Annotated in this window: 16 protein-coding genes, 1 tRNA gene and 1 other annotated feature; of the genes, 3 read left to right on the forward strand and 14 right to left on the reverse strand. The window is 31.5% G+C overall.

Annotated features, from left to right (window positions below; genetic code table 11):
- From KPL54_RS09900 to clcA, 4 genes are all read right to left on the reverse strand, one after another.
- Entirely contained in the window at window positions 1-477 is a 477-nt protein-coding gene (locus KPL54_RS09900) for an NADH-quinone oxidoreductase subunit NuoE family protein (protein ID WP_216106424.1), read from the reverse strand.
- 192 nt (window positions 478-669) lie between these two features.
- A complete protein-coding gene (gene nhaA / locus KPL54_RS09905) occupies window positions 670-1,863 on the reverse strand; it encodes a Na+/H+ antiporter NhaA (protein WP_216106425.1) in 1,194 nt (397 codons plus the stop codon).
- A gap of 164 nt (window positions 1,864-2,027) precedes the next feature.
- Window positions 2,028-2,085: a sequence feature (sodium ion sensor (DUF1646 type); this cis-regulatory element may regulate processes involved in with the transportation of sodium ions), on the reverse strand.
- A 53-nt stretch (window positions 2,086-2,138) separates the two neighbouring features.
- Window positions 2,139-2,759 carry a GGDEF domain-containing protein gene (locus KPL54_RS09910; protein ID WP_216106426.1) on the reverse strand — a complete coding sequence of 207 codons (621 nt, stop codon included), beginning with the start codon at window positions 2,757-2,759 and terminating at the stop codon, window positions 2,139-2,141.
- Window positions 2,760-2,780: 21 nt separating this feature from the next.
- Window positions 2,781-4,367 carry a H(+)/Cl(-) exchange transporter ClcA gene (clcA, locus tag KPL54_RS09915; protein WP_216106427.1) on the reverse strand — a complete coding sequence of 529 codons (1,587 nt, stop codon included), beginning with the start codon at window positions 4,365-4,367 and terminating at the stop codon, window positions 2,781-2,783.
- A gap of 337 nt (window positions 4,368-4,704) precedes the next feature.
- Here clcA and KPL54_RS09920 point away from each other — a divergent pair, with 337 nt between their 5' ends.
- Window positions 4,705-5,130 (forward strand): hypothetical protein, encoded by a 426-nt coding sequence (locus KPL54_RS09920; RefSeq protein ID WP_216106428.1) that lies wholly within the window; start codon window positions 4,705-4,707, stop codon window positions 5,128-5,130.
- Between the two features lie 421 nt (window positions 5,131-5,551).
- Window positions 5,552-7,039, forward strand: coding sequence for an alanine/glycine:cation symporter family protein (locus KPL54_RS09925; protein ID WP_216106429.1), 1,488 nt, complete (start codon window positions 5,552-5,554; stop codon window positions 7,037-7,039).
- 53 nt (window positions 7,040-7,092) lie between these two features.
- On the opposite strand, the gene KPL54_RS09930 is transcribed toward KPL54_RS09925, so the two are convergent.
- The 4 genes from KPL54_RS09930 to KPL54_RS09945 form a co-directional block, all read right to left on the reverse strand.
- Window positions 7,093-9,327, reverse strand: coding sequence for an SPFH domain-containing protein (locus tag KPL54_RS09930; RefSeq protein ID WP_216106430.1), 2,235 nt, complete (start codon window positions 9,325-9,327; stop codon window positions 7,093-7,095).
- A gap of 124 nt (window positions 9,328-9,451) precedes the next feature.
- On the reverse strand, window positions 9,452-9,682 hold the full coding sequence (locus KPL54_RS09935) for a hypothetical protein (protein ID WP_216106431.1): 231 nt from the start codon (window positions 9,680-9,682) through the stop codon (window positions 9,452-9,454).
- Window positions 9,683-9,844: 162 nt separating this feature from the next.
- Window positions 9,845-9,921: transfer RNA gene (locus tag KPL54_RS09940), tRNA-Lys, on the reverse strand.
- A gap of 111 nt (window positions 9,922-10,032) precedes the next feature.
- Window positions 10,033-10,593, reverse strand: coding sequence for a nitroreductase family protein (locus tag KPL54_RS09945; RefSeq protein WP_216106432.1), 561 nt, complete (start codon window positions 10,591-10,593; stop codon window positions 10,033-10,035).
- 298 nt (window positions 10,594-10,891) lie between these two features.
- Between KPL54_RS09945 and KPL54_RS09950 the strand changes: the two genes are divergently transcribed.
- Window positions 10,892-12,535 carry a methyltransferase gene (locus tag KPL54_RS09950; RefSeq protein ID WP_216106433.1) on the forward strand — a complete coding sequence of 548 codons (1,644 nt, stop codon included), beginning with the start codon at window positions 10,892-10,894 and terminating at the stop codon, window positions 12,533-12,535.
- 59 nt (window positions 12,536-12,594) lie between these two features.
- Here KPL54_RS09950 and nadE (KPL54_RS09955) read toward each other — a convergent pair whose 3' ends face one another.
- The 6 genes from nadE (KPL54_RS09955) to KPL54_RS09980 all read right to left on the reverse strand — a co-directional run bounded on the left by nadE (KPL54_RS09955) (window position 12,595) and on the right by KPL54_RS09980 (window position 17,278).
- A complete protein-coding gene (gene nadE, locus KPL54_RS09955) occupies window positions 12,595-13,398 on the reverse strand; it encodes an NAD(+) synthase (protein WP_216106434.1) in 804 nt (267 codons plus the stop codon).
- Window positions 13,399-13,637: 239 nt separating this feature from the next.
- Window positions 13,638-14,441 (reverse strand): NAD(+) synthase, encoded by an 804-nt coding sequence (nadE, locus tag KPL54_RS09960; RefSeq protein WP_216106435.1) that lies wholly within the window; start codon window positions 14,439-14,441, stop codon window positions 13,638-13,640.
- Window positions 14,442-14,591: 150 nt separating this feature from the next.
- On the reverse strand, window positions 14,592-15,467 hold the full coding sequence (rnfB, locus tag KPL54_RS09965; protein ID WP_216106436.1) for an RnfABCDGE type electron transport complex subunit B: 876 nt from the start codon (window positions 15,465-15,467) through the stop codon (window positions 14,592-14,594).
- A 20-nt stretch (window positions 15,468-15,487) separates the two neighbouring features.
- Complete coding sequence (locus KPL54_RS09970; RefSeq protein WP_216106437.1) at window positions 15,488-16,069, reverse strand: electron transport complex protein RnfA; 582 nt, start codon at window positions 16,067-16,069, stop codon at window positions 15,488-15,490.
- Entirely contained in the window at window positions 16,069-16,692 is a 624-nt protein-coding gene (gene rsxE, locus KPL54_RS09975) for an electron transport complex subunit RsxE (protein ID WP_216106438.1), read from the reverse strand. Before rsxE ends, KPL54_RS09970 begins: the two co-directional genes overlap by 1 nt.
- 1 nt (window position 16,693) lies before the next feature.
- A complete protein-coding gene (locus KPL54_RS09980; RefSeq protein ID WP_216106439.1) occupies window positions 16,694-17,278 on the reverse strand; it encodes an RnfABCDGE type electron transport complex subunit G in 585 nt (194 codons plus the stop codon).
- Window positions 17,279-17,283: the final 5 nt, after the last annotated feature.

A 17,283-nucleotide genomic window follows, 5' to 3' on the forward strand; every position in this document is an offset into this window, starting at 1 on the left:
TTATTCTTCCTCCTTAAGTGTGTTTAAAAGTTCCATTGCTTTTTGTGGAGTCATAGCACCATGTACTTTATCATTAATAGTTATAGCAGGTGCAAGCCCACAAGCGCCAAGGCAAGAAACCGTTTCCACTGTAAACCTCAAATCATCCGTTGTAGTCTTCGTTTCTGACAAGCCTAACTCTGCTCGCATTTTGTCTAAAATAGGAATAGACTTTCTTACATGACACGCTGTGCCATCACATATTTTTATAACATACGTGCCTTTTGGTTCTAAAGAGAAGTTATCATAAAAAGTTGCCACACCATATATTTTGGCCATACTCATTCCAAGCTTTTCTGAAAAATATGCAAATACCTCTTTAGGTAAATACCTATATATTTCCTGCGTGTCTTGTAATATTGCAATAATGTTACTAGGTTTATTTTCATGATTTTGGAGTATCTTATCTAAGTTACTAAAATCAATTTGAGTATTCATTATTCTTCCTCCTAAGGTACTTTGTTAATTTATTATCTTAACTGTATTCTATAATAACTTTAACAATATTACAACAATCATAATTATTATTTTTTGTATTTTCTATCCTATATGATTATATAATGACAAGTCACCTAATTAAAAACACCTCAGCCTATTAGGTTGAGGTGTGATAAAATACATACTAATTTTTCAATTATGAATTTTTATAGATTTAAAAACTATAATACCCGCAATTGCTGATATAATTGAGGCAGATATTACACTTATTTTAGCCATAGATAATAACTCTCCTCCTGGAAAAGATAATGAGGATACAAATAATGACATTGTAAATCCAATACCACCAAGTAAACTTGCACCATATATATGTTTTAAAGTTACCTTCGATGGGAGCTTAGCAATTTTAAAATGTATTAATAAATATGATGCTCCAAATATTCCTATTTGTTTCCCCAAAAATAGTCCAAAAATAATTCCAAGTCCAACTGGTTCTACTAAAATTTTTGAGAAACTGTTAAAACTAAAAACCACACCTGCGTTTGCTAATGCAAATATAGGCATAATTACAAAACTAGACCAAGGCGTTATCATATGCTCAAGCTTATATAACATAGAACTTTTAAATTCTAATTTATCTTTCTTAACTGGTATAGTCATAGCAAGTAATACACCAGCAATAGTAGAATGTATACCTGATTTTAAAAGACTTGCCCATAATATAATACCTAAAAATATAAAAAGCGATACATACTTAACCTTAAATTTATTCATTAATATAAGTGTTATTATCACTACTAAAGACACCAAAAGTGCAGTGAGTGAAATTTGGTTAGTGTAAAAAATAGCAATTACAATAATAGCACCTAAATCATCAACTATGGCGAGTGCTGTAAGAAAAATAATTATTCCCTTCGGTGCTCGCTTGCTTCCTACTAAAGAAAGTACTCCAAGTGCAAAAGCAATATCAGTTGCCATAGGAATTCCCCAGCCTAAACTAGTAGGCTGATTATAATTAAATATTGAATAGATAATAGCTGGGATTATCATTCCACCAATAGCCGCGCCCACAGGCAATATAGTTTTATTAATAGACTTAAGTTCTCCTACAACTAGCTCCCTTTTTATTTCCATACCAACTACAAAGAAAAATATAGCCATTAATCCATCATTAATCCAATGTAGAATGGACATTGATAATGAAAAATCTTTGTATCCGATAGTTATGTAGCTATGGAGAAACTTATCATAGCTAGAAGCAATTCCAGAATTAGTTACTATTAATGCAATTACAGCACAGACCATCAGAATTATACCACTGGCAGATTCATTTTTAAAAAAGCTTATAATTGGACTAGTAATCTTATTTTTTTTTTTTAAATTCATATTATCATTCCTCTCCGTTTATATTTCTTATTTTAGGTCAAAATACAAATTAATATTCCCACCTACCTTTTTCAACCACTTGTTAATTTAATGTTTTTATATTGTAGCTTATTTCACATTTTGTTATAAAAATCAAAAAACAAAAAGCAGGAACCTCAAATAAGAGTTTCCCACCCCAGAAACAAATTTCTTGGAATCAAACTTAGATTAGTTTGTCCAACCGATAACAACTATATATTACATGTTAACTCAATATTCAAATTATGTCCATTAATTTATTTGTTATATTTTTTAAATAAACCATCCAATGCTTCTCTTAAAAGAAATGCTTCGGTTTTATCATTTGCCTTAGAAAGTTCTGATAACCTATCAAGTTGGGTTTTAGTAAAATAACTTGATTTCAGTACCATACTTTCTGCCTCTGACAGACAAATTCTATTTCTCCCCTCTTTTTTAGCTCTGAAAAGACCGCTATCCGCAACTCTAAGAAGATCTATAACATTTTTAGAATCACGTGGATAACTAGCAACTCCAAAGCTTAGAGTAATATTAATGTTTTCTGTTTTAGTTAAACTTTTTAAATCGAAGGTATTATCTGATAAATATCTTCTTATTTCTTCTAAGTCCATAAAACTTCTCTCTGCACCTTTTTTTACAAGTAACAAAGTAAATTCGTCACCACTTCTGTTTATTAAATCTGTATCAGATAAATTATTACTAAATATAGAAATAACTTTATTAATTACTTCATCGCCTATATCATTTCCATGAATTTTATTAATATTATTTAGATTATCAATATCGCATGTAACTACACTAAAAGGTCCTTCATTATTTTTAATTAAATCTTTAACTCTTGATGTTATTTCATCTATAGAAATTAGTGTTTTATCCATCATAACTTCTCCTTAAAATTCTTATTTTAATACCTCACAACTTGCTGTCATTATTGTAAGCGCATCATTCATTTTAGCGACTCTATCCTCATTGGTGAGTACAATCAAATAATCGCCGGGAAAAATAACGGTAGATCCTTTTGGAATTATCTCATGTTCTCCTCGCTTAACTGTTACTAACAAGCAATGAGATGGCCATATGACATCTTTAATTCGTTTTCCATCTAAATCTGATCCCATACAAACTACAAACTCTAGTATAGCCTTGTTTCTCTTATTACCAAAGGATATCTTTTCTCCTTGATTATGTAGAAATTTTTCAAGTAACGATTCATAAATAGGTTTTGATGCCAAAATATCCGCAACAATATATGCAACAATAGATACAACAGATAAAGAAAGTAATTGACTAAAAGAACCTGTCATTTCAGTAAGTAGAATAATTCCAGTTATAGGTGCTCTAACTACAGCTGTGAAATATCCTGCCATTGCAAGTATTATAAAGTTATTAATATACATGCTATTAAAATGTGCAAAATGTACGAGTGTTATCCCATAAACATTTCCTATTAAAGCTCCAATAGCAAGAAGTGGAAGAAAGATTCCTCCTGGCGCACCAGATCCAAAACTTAGCATAGTGAATAAGAATTTTACAAAAACTAGAATTACTAAAATTATTAAAGATGGGTTTCCTGTAAATAATGAGGTTATTAGTTCGTGACCTCCTCCTAATGCTTGCGGTAATAGAATTCCAATTATAACTGAAATTAATAATGGTACTACCATTCTCATTTCTTTTGGGAGCCATGTTTGAGCTACATATAAATCCTGAGTTTTTAAAAGAATTTTATTAAATAAAACCCCTAAAACCCCAACAATAATACCTAGTATAATCAAATAAAAATAAAATTTAAGTGGCAATATAGATAAATTTTTAATTACGAAAATTGGTTTTAGGCCCAAAAAGCTGCTTGCTACAAAATCAGCTGATAATGCCGCAGATAATGCAGACAGTAAAATTAAAGGTGAAAAATTTTTATGAACCTCTTCTAAGGCAAACAATGCACCAGCGAGTGGTGCATTAAATGCAGCTGACAGTCCTGCACTAGCTCCACTTGTCATGAGATATTTTTCTTCAATCTTTATTCTTTTAAAGACCTTACTAAACCCTTGACCAACGGCTGCACCTAATTGAACCGATGGGCCTTCCCTTCCTAAAGAAAGACCTGATCCTATTGAAAGAACTCCTCCAAAAAATTTACCAATTATAACTCTCCACCAGGTCATATCAAGCTTTCTAAGTAAAACTCCTTCAACTTGAGGGATTCCACTTCCAGTAATCATGGGTTCATGTTTAACCATTAGTCCTACAATATATCCTATAAGTATTAAAGCACAAATCCATGGTAAAATAAGTACTGGGTTTATAGATATAGTTTTGTAAACATAAGTTACAAAAATTCCTGCTTTTTCAAGTGTATAACGATACAGTACAATTAATAAACCTGTAATGATACCTACTCCTATTCCTTCAAACACGAGCTTTAGTCTAAGACTACGCCAGTTGAACAAGGAATTATAGGTATTGTGTTTGTTTTTTGATTCCATTTCTCTGCCTCCATTGCTAGATAAAAACAATTATTATTTATATCTTCAAACTCTATAAAGTATGTGATTAAATTATGACGCTATATATATAATAACATATATATGCTGTTATATGTTATTGTATATATGTGTTGTTATATATATATGCTATGGTAATTATAGTACCAATCCAATTTGCAATTAAATGGAAATGTTGTGCTACTAGCCATTCATATACGTCCTTGTGTCGAAATCACCGTTTTATTAATGAGTAATTTTATTACGTTCTAGTCACTATTTTCTAGTTACTATTTTAATAAGACAGAACAAATATAAAAAGAGAGGAGAAGTACGTTCAATGTTTGATAAGTATAATGTTACTGAAATTTTAAATGCAATTGAGAAAAACTCCTTTCAAAGCAAATCTGATTGTCGTGTAATTATTTATTACTTTAAGTGCTTTTTAAGAGAAAAATACAAAAGAAAATTTACAATTGATGCATATATTAAAGATGTGGAACAATATATTAATTGGTATTTTTCAAAAAATACGCACAAATTTTCCATATTAAGTAAAGAAAGCTTTAGTCAATATGAATTTTATTTGCATTATATAAAAATGTATAAAAAAAACACCATAACATATAAAAAAGTAGCTTTACGTAAGTTTTACAAATTTTTAATTGAATTTAATCAACAAAATATTAATGAAGAATCTGATAATCATACTAAAACAAATAGAAGCCAATACAACTATTTAACAAAGTCATATATAAAGCTCTAATTCATTTATTATACGCATTAATATGATGAAATCCTTTAATCATTATTGAAAAGCATGCCCAAATATTTATTCATTTCTATTAATGAATATCATTTATAAAGATACCAATAACCTTATTACTATTCTTTTGACTTATTATAATATGTTTCTTGCATTATCACATTGTGGTATCATCGTATTAAACAGTTACTGTCGAGGTAATAGCTACACTCCTCATTTCGATAAAACCATATATTATCAACATTACAAATCTTTTTTTATTTATATTTTTTATTTTTTCTTCAACTTAATTCCCATTCTTAAAAATATTTCTCTCTTTTTTTGCATAATCATTTAACACAAATTGCAGTATTTCGAATTTTATGTTATTATAAGGCAACATATTTTTTATGTAATGTATTATAAAAATTAGGAGGAATTTATGGAAAGTATTATTAATGCAGTTAGTGGTCTTATTTGGAGTAATGCCCTCATATATTTGTGTCTGGGTACGGGTATTTATTTTTCTTTTAGAACTCGTTTTCTTCAAGTAAGACATCTTAAACACATGGTAAAGTACTTATTTAGTGGCGGAGACTCCAGTCACGGCGTATCTTCCTTTCAAGCATTTGCAATGTCAGTAGCTGGACGTGTTGGCACAGGTAATATAGCAGGCGTTGCGACAGCTATAGCTATGGGCGGTCCGGGTGCCGTTTTCTGGATGTGGGCTATTTCATTTCTTGGTGCAGGGTCTTCCTTTATAGAATGTACTCTTGGTCAAGTTTATAAAGAAGATGTTGATGGGGAATATCGTGGAGGTCCAGCATATTACATAGAAAAAGCTATGGGCAAAAAATGGTACGCAATTATTTTTGCGGCTGTAACTGTAATTGGTTTAGGATTTTTTGCTCCAGGTGTCCAATCAAATAGTATCGCATCTAGTATAAATATCGCTTTTGGTGTTAGTCCTAATATAATTGGCATTGTAATTGCTATTTTACTTGCTATTATTGTATTCGGTGGTACAAAACGACTTGGAAAAATTGCTGAAATTGTAGTACCTTTTATGGCACTTGCATATATATTGGTTGCTTTATTAGTACTCGCAGTAAATATTACGGCACTTCCACATATGTTCGCTTTAATAATTAAAAGTGCTTTCGGCGCTGAACAAGCTTTTGCCGGCATCGTTGCATATTCAATTCAATGGGGAGTTAAAAGAGGAGTCTACTCAAATGAAGCCGGACAAGGAACTGGACCACAATCATCTGCTGCTGCAGAAGTGTCTCACCCAGCTATACAAGGCTTAGTCCAAGCTTTTGCAGTTTATTTTGATACATTATTTGTATGTTCTGCAACTGCATTCATGATTTTATCAACGGATAAATATAATGTTATAAACCCAGCTGGTGGATTTATAATTGAAAATATTCCAAAAGTAGCTATAGGCCCTGGTTATACACAACTAGCAGTTGGTACCGTAATGGGTAAATTTGGAGGCCCCTTCGTCGCTATCGCATTGTTCTTCTTTGCTATTACAACACTTATGGCATACTATTACATAGCAGAAACAAATCTAACTTATTTAGTAAAAGATTCTAAATATAGCAAGGTATTTATAAATATTCTCCGAGTTGGTATCCTTGCTTCCACTTTCTACGGTTCCATTAAAACAGCAGAAATTGCTTGGGCACTTGGTGATATTGCTGTTGGTTCCATGGCATGGCTTAACGTTATTGCCATATTAATTCTCGGAAATATTGGTATCAAGGTTTTGAAAGACTATGAAAAACAACTTAAAATGGGAAGAGATGAAAAAACATTTATATTTGATCCTAAAAAATTAGGAATCAAAAATGCAGACGCCTGGTATAGAATTAATGAAAGAAAAGCTAAAAGAGATAAAAAAGAAGAAGAAAAAATTTCTTAAAAGAAAAATCCAGTAGAATAATTTATATTATTCTACTGGATTTTGTTTGTATACTATTTACCTTGTGTTTTGATTACCTCTTTAACGTCAATGTTCTCAATATTTTTTGGTATTATCGAACCTTTTTCACTTGCCATATTTGCAAGTACCATACTCATTATACCTTCCATTGCGTTAGGTGTTTTTCCATCAGCTCCACCCATTATTATAGTTTGTGGCACTAATGGTGACTTACTTATCTTTAACGCCTCTGCAAATGCTATCATAACACTTTGCCTAACTTGTAAATCGGGGCCACCATATGCCTCAACTAAAGCCTTAGCTGCAGCTCCCTTTGCAATTCCTACCTTTGTTTCTTGCTCAGCAGTAGCATCTGCAACTGCTTTAATATTTAATGCTGTTGCCTTTCCAACTGTTTCAAGTTTAAATGACTCTGCTTTTGCTTGAAGTTCTACCTGTTTCGCATTAGCCTCAGCTGTTAGTTCAATAGTCTTCGCCTGCGCCGCAGCTTGTGCTTCCCTTGTGTATCTCTCAGCATCTGCTTCTTGAGTTCTCTTGTATTTGTCGGCTTCTGCAAGTTTCTGAGTTTTAAATGCTAATTGTTCTGCAAGTCTTAATTCAGATTTCCCCTTATTATCAGCAACTTCTATATCAATACTTGATTGTGTAAGAGCTGACTGCGCCATTGCTTTTGCCTCTGCCTCATTTAGTTCTCTTTGCTTTTCAGCAGACTTTTGTTTAGCTTCATTTGTCTTAATTTCTTCCATAGCTACTTGTCTATCTCTTAACTGTGCAAGAATTTTTTCAATTCTTGTATCACTAGCGGAAGCAGCTGGTGTTCCAATTAATACTTCTTGTAGTTCTAGATCATATAGTTTAAATTTACCCGTCATTTCATCTGCTGCTTGTTGTTGAATCTGGCTTCTATCTTGAACAAGTTCTATAAGAGTTTTAGTTTGCCCAATGTTTTTAAAATACCCAGCTACCATTGGATCAAGAGATTGTTCTATAAGCATTTTAATATCGCCAAATCTTTGTATAACTGATGATGCTTTTCTATAATCAATATTAAATACTACGGTTAGTGGTAAATTAGGCTCGAAAGCATCCTTTGTTATCAAACTAATTTCTTTTAAATTATCATCTAACTTATGCACACCAGTTTGGCCACTAATCCACTTAAGTATTACATTAGTAGTAGGAACTGGAACGACTTTACCAGCATAAGTATTAAATGCATACTTTCCTGGCATCATAGAATCTCTCCAAATACCTTTTTTACCTTGTTCTACAAGTTCTCCATGAGAATACCCTTTCCCAGAGACATCTTCACCTTTATCACCAAAGTAGCTTACCACTACCCCTACATATCCAATATCTATTATGCTTTTAGGTACTATATCAACAGTTGCAAACATCCTATTAATGAAATAAACTCCATCAGTAAGTACTTGCATTTGTTTACCTTTTCTACCATCTGCAGCTAAAAATTTCTCTGGTTCTTGAAAATTGTTGTGATAGAACTCATTATTTATACCATCACCAACAATAGGTGCTATAATTGCTCCATTGTCAGGTGTTGGGCCCTCATTAATAGTTACAATACCTATAGTATCACGGCTAGTTGACTTTTTAGTTGTGTTTTTATTAAAGGTATTTTCTATTTGACTACCATCATCCTGCTGAGTATATGACTCAGAAACTTTTGAGCTTGATATAATTACAGGATTAAAGCCACTATCCTTAGCTAAGTCACTTCTCATTGTCTCTATTTGAGCTGTTTCAGCTTTTGAAGTAAATATTGAATGTACTTTATCCTTCGTAATTATAATAAATTGTGCTAAGTTAAATGCATAAGTACCCTCACGAAGAATTTGCCTTTGTGGTCCCTTTTGTCCACCATTATTTAAAAATCCTACAACGTCTTGGAATGACTTGCTTTGTGGTATAACCTTACCTAAAGTTTGGCCCTCTCCTAGACTTTCTCCAGACCTTGAAAATACATAAGCTATTTGTCCTTGTGGTATAGTTACAAGCCTCACCTTTTTAACCTTGTACTTGAAAGGTGTTTTGAAATGAATACCAGCCCTTAGTACTTCTGGTTGGTAACCTGCTTCTCCTTTAAGTGCTATAAGGCCATCAGCTGGCACTGAACCACCTGAACTCCACCATTTCTCGACAATACCTACTTCATCTGATCCTATGCTTGTAGCCCCTATTCCATAAATAATTAAAATTAGTACTACTATTACTATACCTGCTATAACTAATAATGTGTACGGAATCATAATTTTCCCCCTTTATCATTTATATTTTATTCTATAACTGATATTAACATACTATTGTACTATATGTTGGTATTTTTGAAATAGTATTCAAAAAACATTAAAATCATATTTTTTAACTTAGTAACTAAGTTAACTTTCTACCACACATAGGACAATAATAAATCTTAATTGTTTGAACTGATATATCTTCCTTATCCAAGCGAATTTCATTTTTACTCTCATCAATATACCAGCTATTATCCCCTGTTGTATCTAATAACTGTTTGCCCTCTTTACAATAAGTACAACCCTTTGTATTAGTTAGCTGAATGTTAAAATGTTCTTTATGATTATCCATAGTAACGCTATAGCCCATAATCTACCACCTTTTTTATTTATTTAGATATCAAGTTACAACTGTATGTTACTTTATATTTTCTCTCATTAGTAATCCTCCATTTTCTTATTATGATTATTATATACATTTTAAATTGAAAAAATGCAGATACCTCAACGCTTGAGATATCTGCATATATTATGGTGCTCCATCAGGGAATTGAACCCTGGACCCCCTGATTAAGAGTCAGGTGCTCTAACCAGCTGAGCTAATGAAGCATGTTAAACAACTTCTTTAGTATATATTAGTTTTATGTATTTGTAAACACTTTTTTTATAAAACTAATAGATAAATGAATATCTATTAGTTTTAGTAAGTAAATTATACTATTATTTTATATAATTCACATTATTTTCTTTTCTTTTTGGTGCATTAGTTACTTCAATTTTTTTATACCCTAGGCAAAATGCATGTATTTGTTTAAATCCTTCTGGAATTTCAAGTTCTTTAATAAAGTCTTTGCCTTTTTCACTGTTTAATAGAATAGCAATAAGACCAACCCAACAAGAACCAATTTCTAACGATTCCGCAGCTATTAGCATATTCTCAGTAGCAATACCACAATCTACTGGAGCAGACTTACTATTTATGTCCCCAGATACCAATACTACCGTTGGTGCATTATAAAATACATGGAATTTTTCATTATCAGAAAATCTTCTAATATACTCATTATCAGAGTCTTTTGCAATTTCTTTAAAAGCATCATTTAATCTGTCGATAATGTCTTTTCTTTGTATTACGGTAAAATGCCATGGTTGCTGATTATCAGCACTTGGTGCATAAATGCCCGCATCTATTATCTCTGTTAAGTGTGCACCATTAATTTGTTCTGGTAAAAATGCTCTTGTACTTCTTCTATTTCTTATATTTTTCAAAGTTTCATTCATAATAAGTCCTCCTAAATATATTTGATTTTTTTAACATCTAGTCACTAAAACAATACTATATCACACTTTCTCCATTAAATCATCTCCTGCGGAGCTGCATATTAATGACTTCAGAAGGAGATTTATACCTCCACTGAAGTTTTGTTTTTGCTAAGGTAATTAACTACTACTTATAGAAATGAGAAACTTTCCTTCTGAAATGTCATTAAAAGCACAGAATCACTCATTTCTTGTTAAAAAAAAATAAAATCTATGCTATAATTAAAGTTATTAAATTTAAACATAAGAGGTGAAACAAATGATAGATATAAATGATAAGTTAGAAATAAATAATAAAATTACAATTTTATTAGAAAATTTAAAAACTTCAGATGATAAACAGAGATCCGCTATAATAAACAAACTATCTCTAGATTATAATAATGCCATTCCACTGTTATGGTCAAAAATAATAACTGAGGATGACCCTAGGACCTTACTATCAGTTATGAGAGATATTTTAAAAAAGGAAAAGCCAAAGGGAATGTTTAAAAGAACTATTGGTAACTCAAAGGAAAAGCTCATTGCTTTTCTTTCGCATTCTGATCCTAAGGTTCGAAAGAATGTGTGTGGTGTCATCGGTGAACTTGCAGACCCTGCATATTTAGACGGCTTATATAACGCCTACAATGCCGAAGAGAAACTATTTGTGAGATATTCATATGTACTTGCGATAGGTAACTGTGGCAGCGCTATTGATGCAGAAAAGCTAAAGGAAATGTTTGAGGAAGTAGTCCATAACGAACAAATCTCAAAAGATAATAACTCACTGATTACAACTAATAAACATATTAATGAAGAAAAACTAGCACTTACAAGAGCCATAGATAAATTATCTCCAACTGCACGCCATGAATTTAAGGGATTTGCTGCTCCTGTACCAATGCTACTCACAATTATGAATTATCAATATCAGCTTACTTTAGCTGAACTTGATGAAAAATTAATCGAAGGTAGACTTATTAATGATGGTATACTTATATGTGAAAATGATTTAGATAAGATTTATAGTTGTAGGACCTTTTATGAACTTTTATATCCTTTAGGTGATTGCTCTGACGTGTTGTTTGATTATAAGATAATTGCAGCTGAAATTATAAATGCAGATATTGTAGGCTTTTTAAATGATTGTCACGATAATGAATCGAATTCTCCTTTTGGATACAGAATTGAATTTAAAACTATGGATTCCAACAGAGATAGATCCGATTTTGTAAAAAATTTATCTAGAGAGTTAGATGAAATCTCCTCTGGAAATTTAAGAAATAGCCCATCCTCATATGAAGTTGAAATTCGAATACTTGAAAAAGATAATCTTTGTAATGTATATATTAAATTATATTCCTTTAAAGATAATAGATTTGATTATAGAAAAAATGACCTAGCTACATCTATAAATCCAGTAACTGCAGCTATTGTAATAAAATCCATAGAGCAATGGCTAGAACCTAATGCTAAAGTTATAGATCCATTTTGCGGTGCAGGAACAATGCTTATAGAAAGATCTAAATTAGAACAATTCGAGTCTTTAACAGGAATTGATATATTTAGAACCGCTATAACAGCTGCAACAATAAATTCTAAGTTAGCTAATGTAGACATAGAACTTATAGCTGATGATACATTAGAATTTATTCCTTATACTCTATATGATGAGATTATAACAAATATGCCTTTTGATAATAAATCTACCACCCATAACAAGTATGCAGACCTATATAATGCATTTATAGCTAAAATTCCGAGGCTAGTTAAATCAAACGGAATGGCATTTGTATACACAATAGAAAAGGAATTGTTTAGGGAAATTTTATTAGGTAATGATCAACTTGAATTACTTAAAGAAATAAAAATTGAAAGTGGTAGACTTACACCTCATGTGTTTGTTCTACGAGTAAAATAAATTAAGATTATATAAAAAAACAAATGCATCTAAATAATAGGTGCATTTGTTTTTTAAATTTATTCTACCCACCAAGTATCTTTTGTTGAAACTGGTAAATGCCTTTTATGTTTAGATACATTGTATAACTTCAATATCTTTGCCTCATATTCATCAGAAATCTCTTCACCTCTTAAATACATACAAACTTGATGATTTAATTCTGTTACTTCTTCTAAATTTGATTTATTATCCCACATACCACTTGTAGATACCTTATCAATTATAGATTTAGGAGCATTAAATATCTTAGCCATTTCATAAATTATACCTTTTGTTATCCCAGCAAGTGGTTTTACATCTGCAGCATCATCGCCAAACTTAGTTACCATTCCTAGAGTTAACTCAGCAACATTTGAAAATCCAGCAACTAAAACATCATAAACTTCAGCTATTCTATATATAACTGTCATTCTTATTCTAGATTTTGTATTCCCTATATCTACTTTTGAAGAAGGCAAATTATGGAGAAGATCAAGAGATTCATTTACCGGTCCTGTTATATCATAAGTTCTAAATACATCAGGTTGTATTACATGCTTCTCAATTTCTAAATCCTCTATATCTGGATTAATTCCAAAAGGAAGAGATAAATTGATTAACTCAAGTCCTGATCTTTTGATAAGCATACTAGTAACAAAACTGTCAACTCCACCTGTTAAATTACATACGTATCCTTTTTTACCAGCAAGCTGTGCATATTTTTTTAAAAAAGTGCAAGTTTCCTCTATCATTCTATATGCGTATTTTTCGTCCGACTCATCTTGAAGAGGACAAGGTATACCAAATTCACTCATTATCTCATTTTGTTTAATTTTATCCATTTCGTTCCCCCTTAAACTTATTTATACTCTCATTATAACACATATTGTATATATTACGTTAAAACATTAACAATATTCATCCAATATTAACTATTATGGTGATATAACTAATAATCATCTATATACTATGGAATTAGCACACAATATTTATTTTATAATTAATCATTAATTTAACTCAAAATGAATTCAACGAAAAAAAGAGATGTTAAACATCTCTTTTACTGTAGGTTTTTATAAATTTATTCAACCCACCAAGTATCTTTTAGCGAAACTGGTAAATGTCTTTTGTGTTTAGAAATTTCATATAGCTTTAATATTTTTTCTTCATATGCTTTTTCTATATCTCCACCTCTTAAATATATACAAACCTGGTGATTTAGTTCTGTTACTATTTTTTGATTTGTTCCATTATCCCATACACCAGTTGTAGATAGCTTATCAATTATAGATTGAGGTGCATTAAGTATTTTTGCCATTTCATATACTACACCTTTTGTTATTCCTGCAAGTGGTTGTACATCTGCCGCACCATCACCATATTTAGTCATCATTCCGAGTGTCAATTCTGCAGCATTTGAGACCCCAGCAACTAAAACATCATAAACTTCAGCTATTCTATATAATACAGTCATTCTTATTCTAGCTTTTGTATTCCCGATATCTACCTTTGAAGAAGGTAAATCACGTAAAAGTTCAATAGATTCAATAACAGGACCCATTATGTCATAGGTTTTGAACACCTCTGGTTTTATAACACGTTTAGCTTTTTCTACATCATCTATATCTTGCTTTATTCCAAAAGGAAGTGATAAATTAATTAATTCTAGTCCAGATTTTCTAATTAGCATACTTGTAACGAAGCTATCTACTCCACCTGTAAGATGACAAACATACCCTTTTTTACCTGTAGCTTCAGCATACTTTTTTAAAAAATCAGAAGTTTCTTCTATCATTCTATTTGCATATTTTTCATCTGACTCATCTTTAAAAGGATGAGGTATAGCAAATTCTTTCATAATTTTTTGTTGTTTAATTTTATCCATTTAGAGCCTCCTTAAACTTATGTATACGATTATTATAACACATATTATACTATTTTCACCATATGATAACATCTAATATTAGTTAAAAATAAAAAAAAACCTCTAAAATTAATATCCAATTTTAGAGGTTTTTTATGAATTTATAAAATTTTATTCAGATAAAGTTTTATTTTTAACTGGCTCTGCTGCAATATTTGCTGATGGAAGTTCTTTTATATAAGTTTTAATTGCTCCAGTAGGACATTTAGCTGTGCAAGTAGCTTCATTGCACTCTGACATACAAATTTTGCTGTCTACTACAGCTAAATTGTTTTCAATTTTTATTGCACCGTGGGAACAATTTTTAACACAAATTCCACACCCAATACACGCTATAGTACAAAGTTTACGTGCTACTGCGCCTTTGTCTTTTGAATTACAATTTATAGCCACATGAATTCCAGGTGAAACTAAATCAATAACTTTCTTTGGACAGACTGATTTACATTTTCCGCAGCCTGTACATTTTTCTTCATCAATAATAGGTAAACCATTATCACCCATTGTCATTGCATCAAATGGACAATTGTTAACACAGGTTCCAAAGCCAAGACAACCATATTGGCATCCCTTAGGCCCTCCCTGTAGTAATGATGCTGCAACGCAGTCTTGTACACCTTTATACTCGTAAGCTTTATTTGCTTTATCTATGCTGCCAGCGCAATGTACAAAAGCAACCTTTGGTTCCACTTCTAATGCTGCTTTACCAGTTAAATCAGCTACCAATTTTGCAACAGCTGCTTTACCCGGAACACAAAGATTTGGTGGCACATCATCATTCATAACCACAGCTTCTGCATATGCCATACAACCAGCAAATCCACAGGCTCCACACTGACCTTTTGGTAATATATCCTCAACGATATGAATCAATGGATTTATTTCAATAGAAAACTTTTTATTAGCAAATGCTAAAACTAAACCAAATACCAATCCAACTATTGTCATTACAATTAACACTGCAATTGCAATTTCTAAATTACTCATATTAATTTTTCAGCTCCTTTTTATACTGGTATCATCCCAGAAAAACCTAAGAAGGCTAATGCAAGCATTCCAGCTAAAATAAACGCTACACCAAGCCCTTGAAGTGGTTTTGGGACATCTGCAAGTCTTAATTTTTCTCTTAAACTTGCCATAAGGACGATCGCCAAAGTAAAGCCTAAACCGGCACCTACTGCAGTTACCGCACTGTCTAAAAACGAATTATTATTTTCTACATTTAAAAGTGGTACACTAAATACAATACAATTTGTAGCAATTAATAATAAATAAATTCCCCACATATTATATAAAGTAGGTGCATGTTTTTTAATAATCATTTCTAAAAGCTGAACAAAACTAGCAATTAGGAGAACAAATACCACTGTTGTTAAAAATGTTAAATGAAAAGGCGCTAATACAAAATGGTAAACTAACCATGCCATCATAGAACTTAATGTCATAACAGAAGTTACAGCCATTCCAATACCAACGGATGCATTTAAACTTTTGGAAACTCCAAAGAAAATACAAAGTCCTAAAAACCTTGTTAAAACGAAATTGTTTACAACTATATTACTTGCAAGTATGGTTAAATAATGACCCATTACATCTCACCTCTCTCGAGTTTAACTTTTTCACTATGGTCAATCCACATCTTAAAACCAGCCACCATGTAGCCAATTAATATAAATGCACCTGGTGATAAAACCATAATAAGTGCTGGATTATACCAAGAGCCAAGAATTTTCATTCCAAATAATGTTCCTGCACCAATAAGTTCACGAACTATCCCGATTAATACAAGTCCAAGTGCAAAACCACATCCCATTCCAAGTCCATCAAACATAGATGGAATAACTTTATTCTTTGAAGCAAAAACTTCAGCTCTTGCTAAAATAATTGCAAAAACAACAATTAATGCAAGATATATTCCTAAAGCCTTATTAAGTGCTGGCAAATACGCTTGTAATACCAACTGTACTACAGTAACAATTGTTGCAACTGAAGTAATATACACCGGTACACGAACCGTCGGATTTACTAATTTTCTAGTAACAGATACAACCATATTATTAGCAGTAATAACAAACAGTACCGCAAGTCCCATAACCAAAGAATTTAGCGCACTACTTGTTACCGCTAAAGCAGGGCAAAGACTAAGTGCAAGAACAAAAATTGGGTTCTCTTCAATAATCCCTTTTTTAAATATGTTCCATAACTCTTTCATATTATTTCCTCCCTACAAACTGTGTAACTTTTTGCACAGCTTCTTTAATGCCTTTAGTTACCGCTTTAGAAGAAATGGTAGCACCAGTCATTGCTTGAATATTATTTGTTTTTGTTGGATCTTTTGTTACTTCTAAATCTTTGACTGACTTACCTTTAAATTGGTTTCTAAAAGGATCTTTACTTGCATTGTCTCCAAGTCCAGGTGTTTCTTTAGTTTCTAATATAGTAAATTCAATAATTTTACCTTGTGGAGTAACTGCTACAAGCATTTTTATTGCTCCACCATATCCTTTACTTTCTGCTGGAACAACATATCCAACTACTTTTCCATCTTTTTCTGCAGTAAACCATTCTGCCTTACCATTTACAGGCGTAAATTTTTGTGCACCTACCACTAGTGATTTCATTGCATCAGTTTTAATTCCTGCTGCTGTTTTTACTGCAACTGGTGCTGTAAAAAAATATACTACAGCAATAATCAATCCTGATATAAAACAGGCAACTGTTAAATTTATAGTGATTTGAAAAATGCTATATTTTTTTTCATGATTAACTTTAGGCTTGATATTATTCTCATCTGACATTTTTC

This window comes from Clostridium estertheticum (genome assembly GCF_018861295.1).
In the GTDB taxonomy this organism is placed as follows: Bacteria; Bacillota; Clostridia; order Clostridiales; family Clostridiaceae; genus Clostridium_AD; species Clostridium_AD estertheticum_D.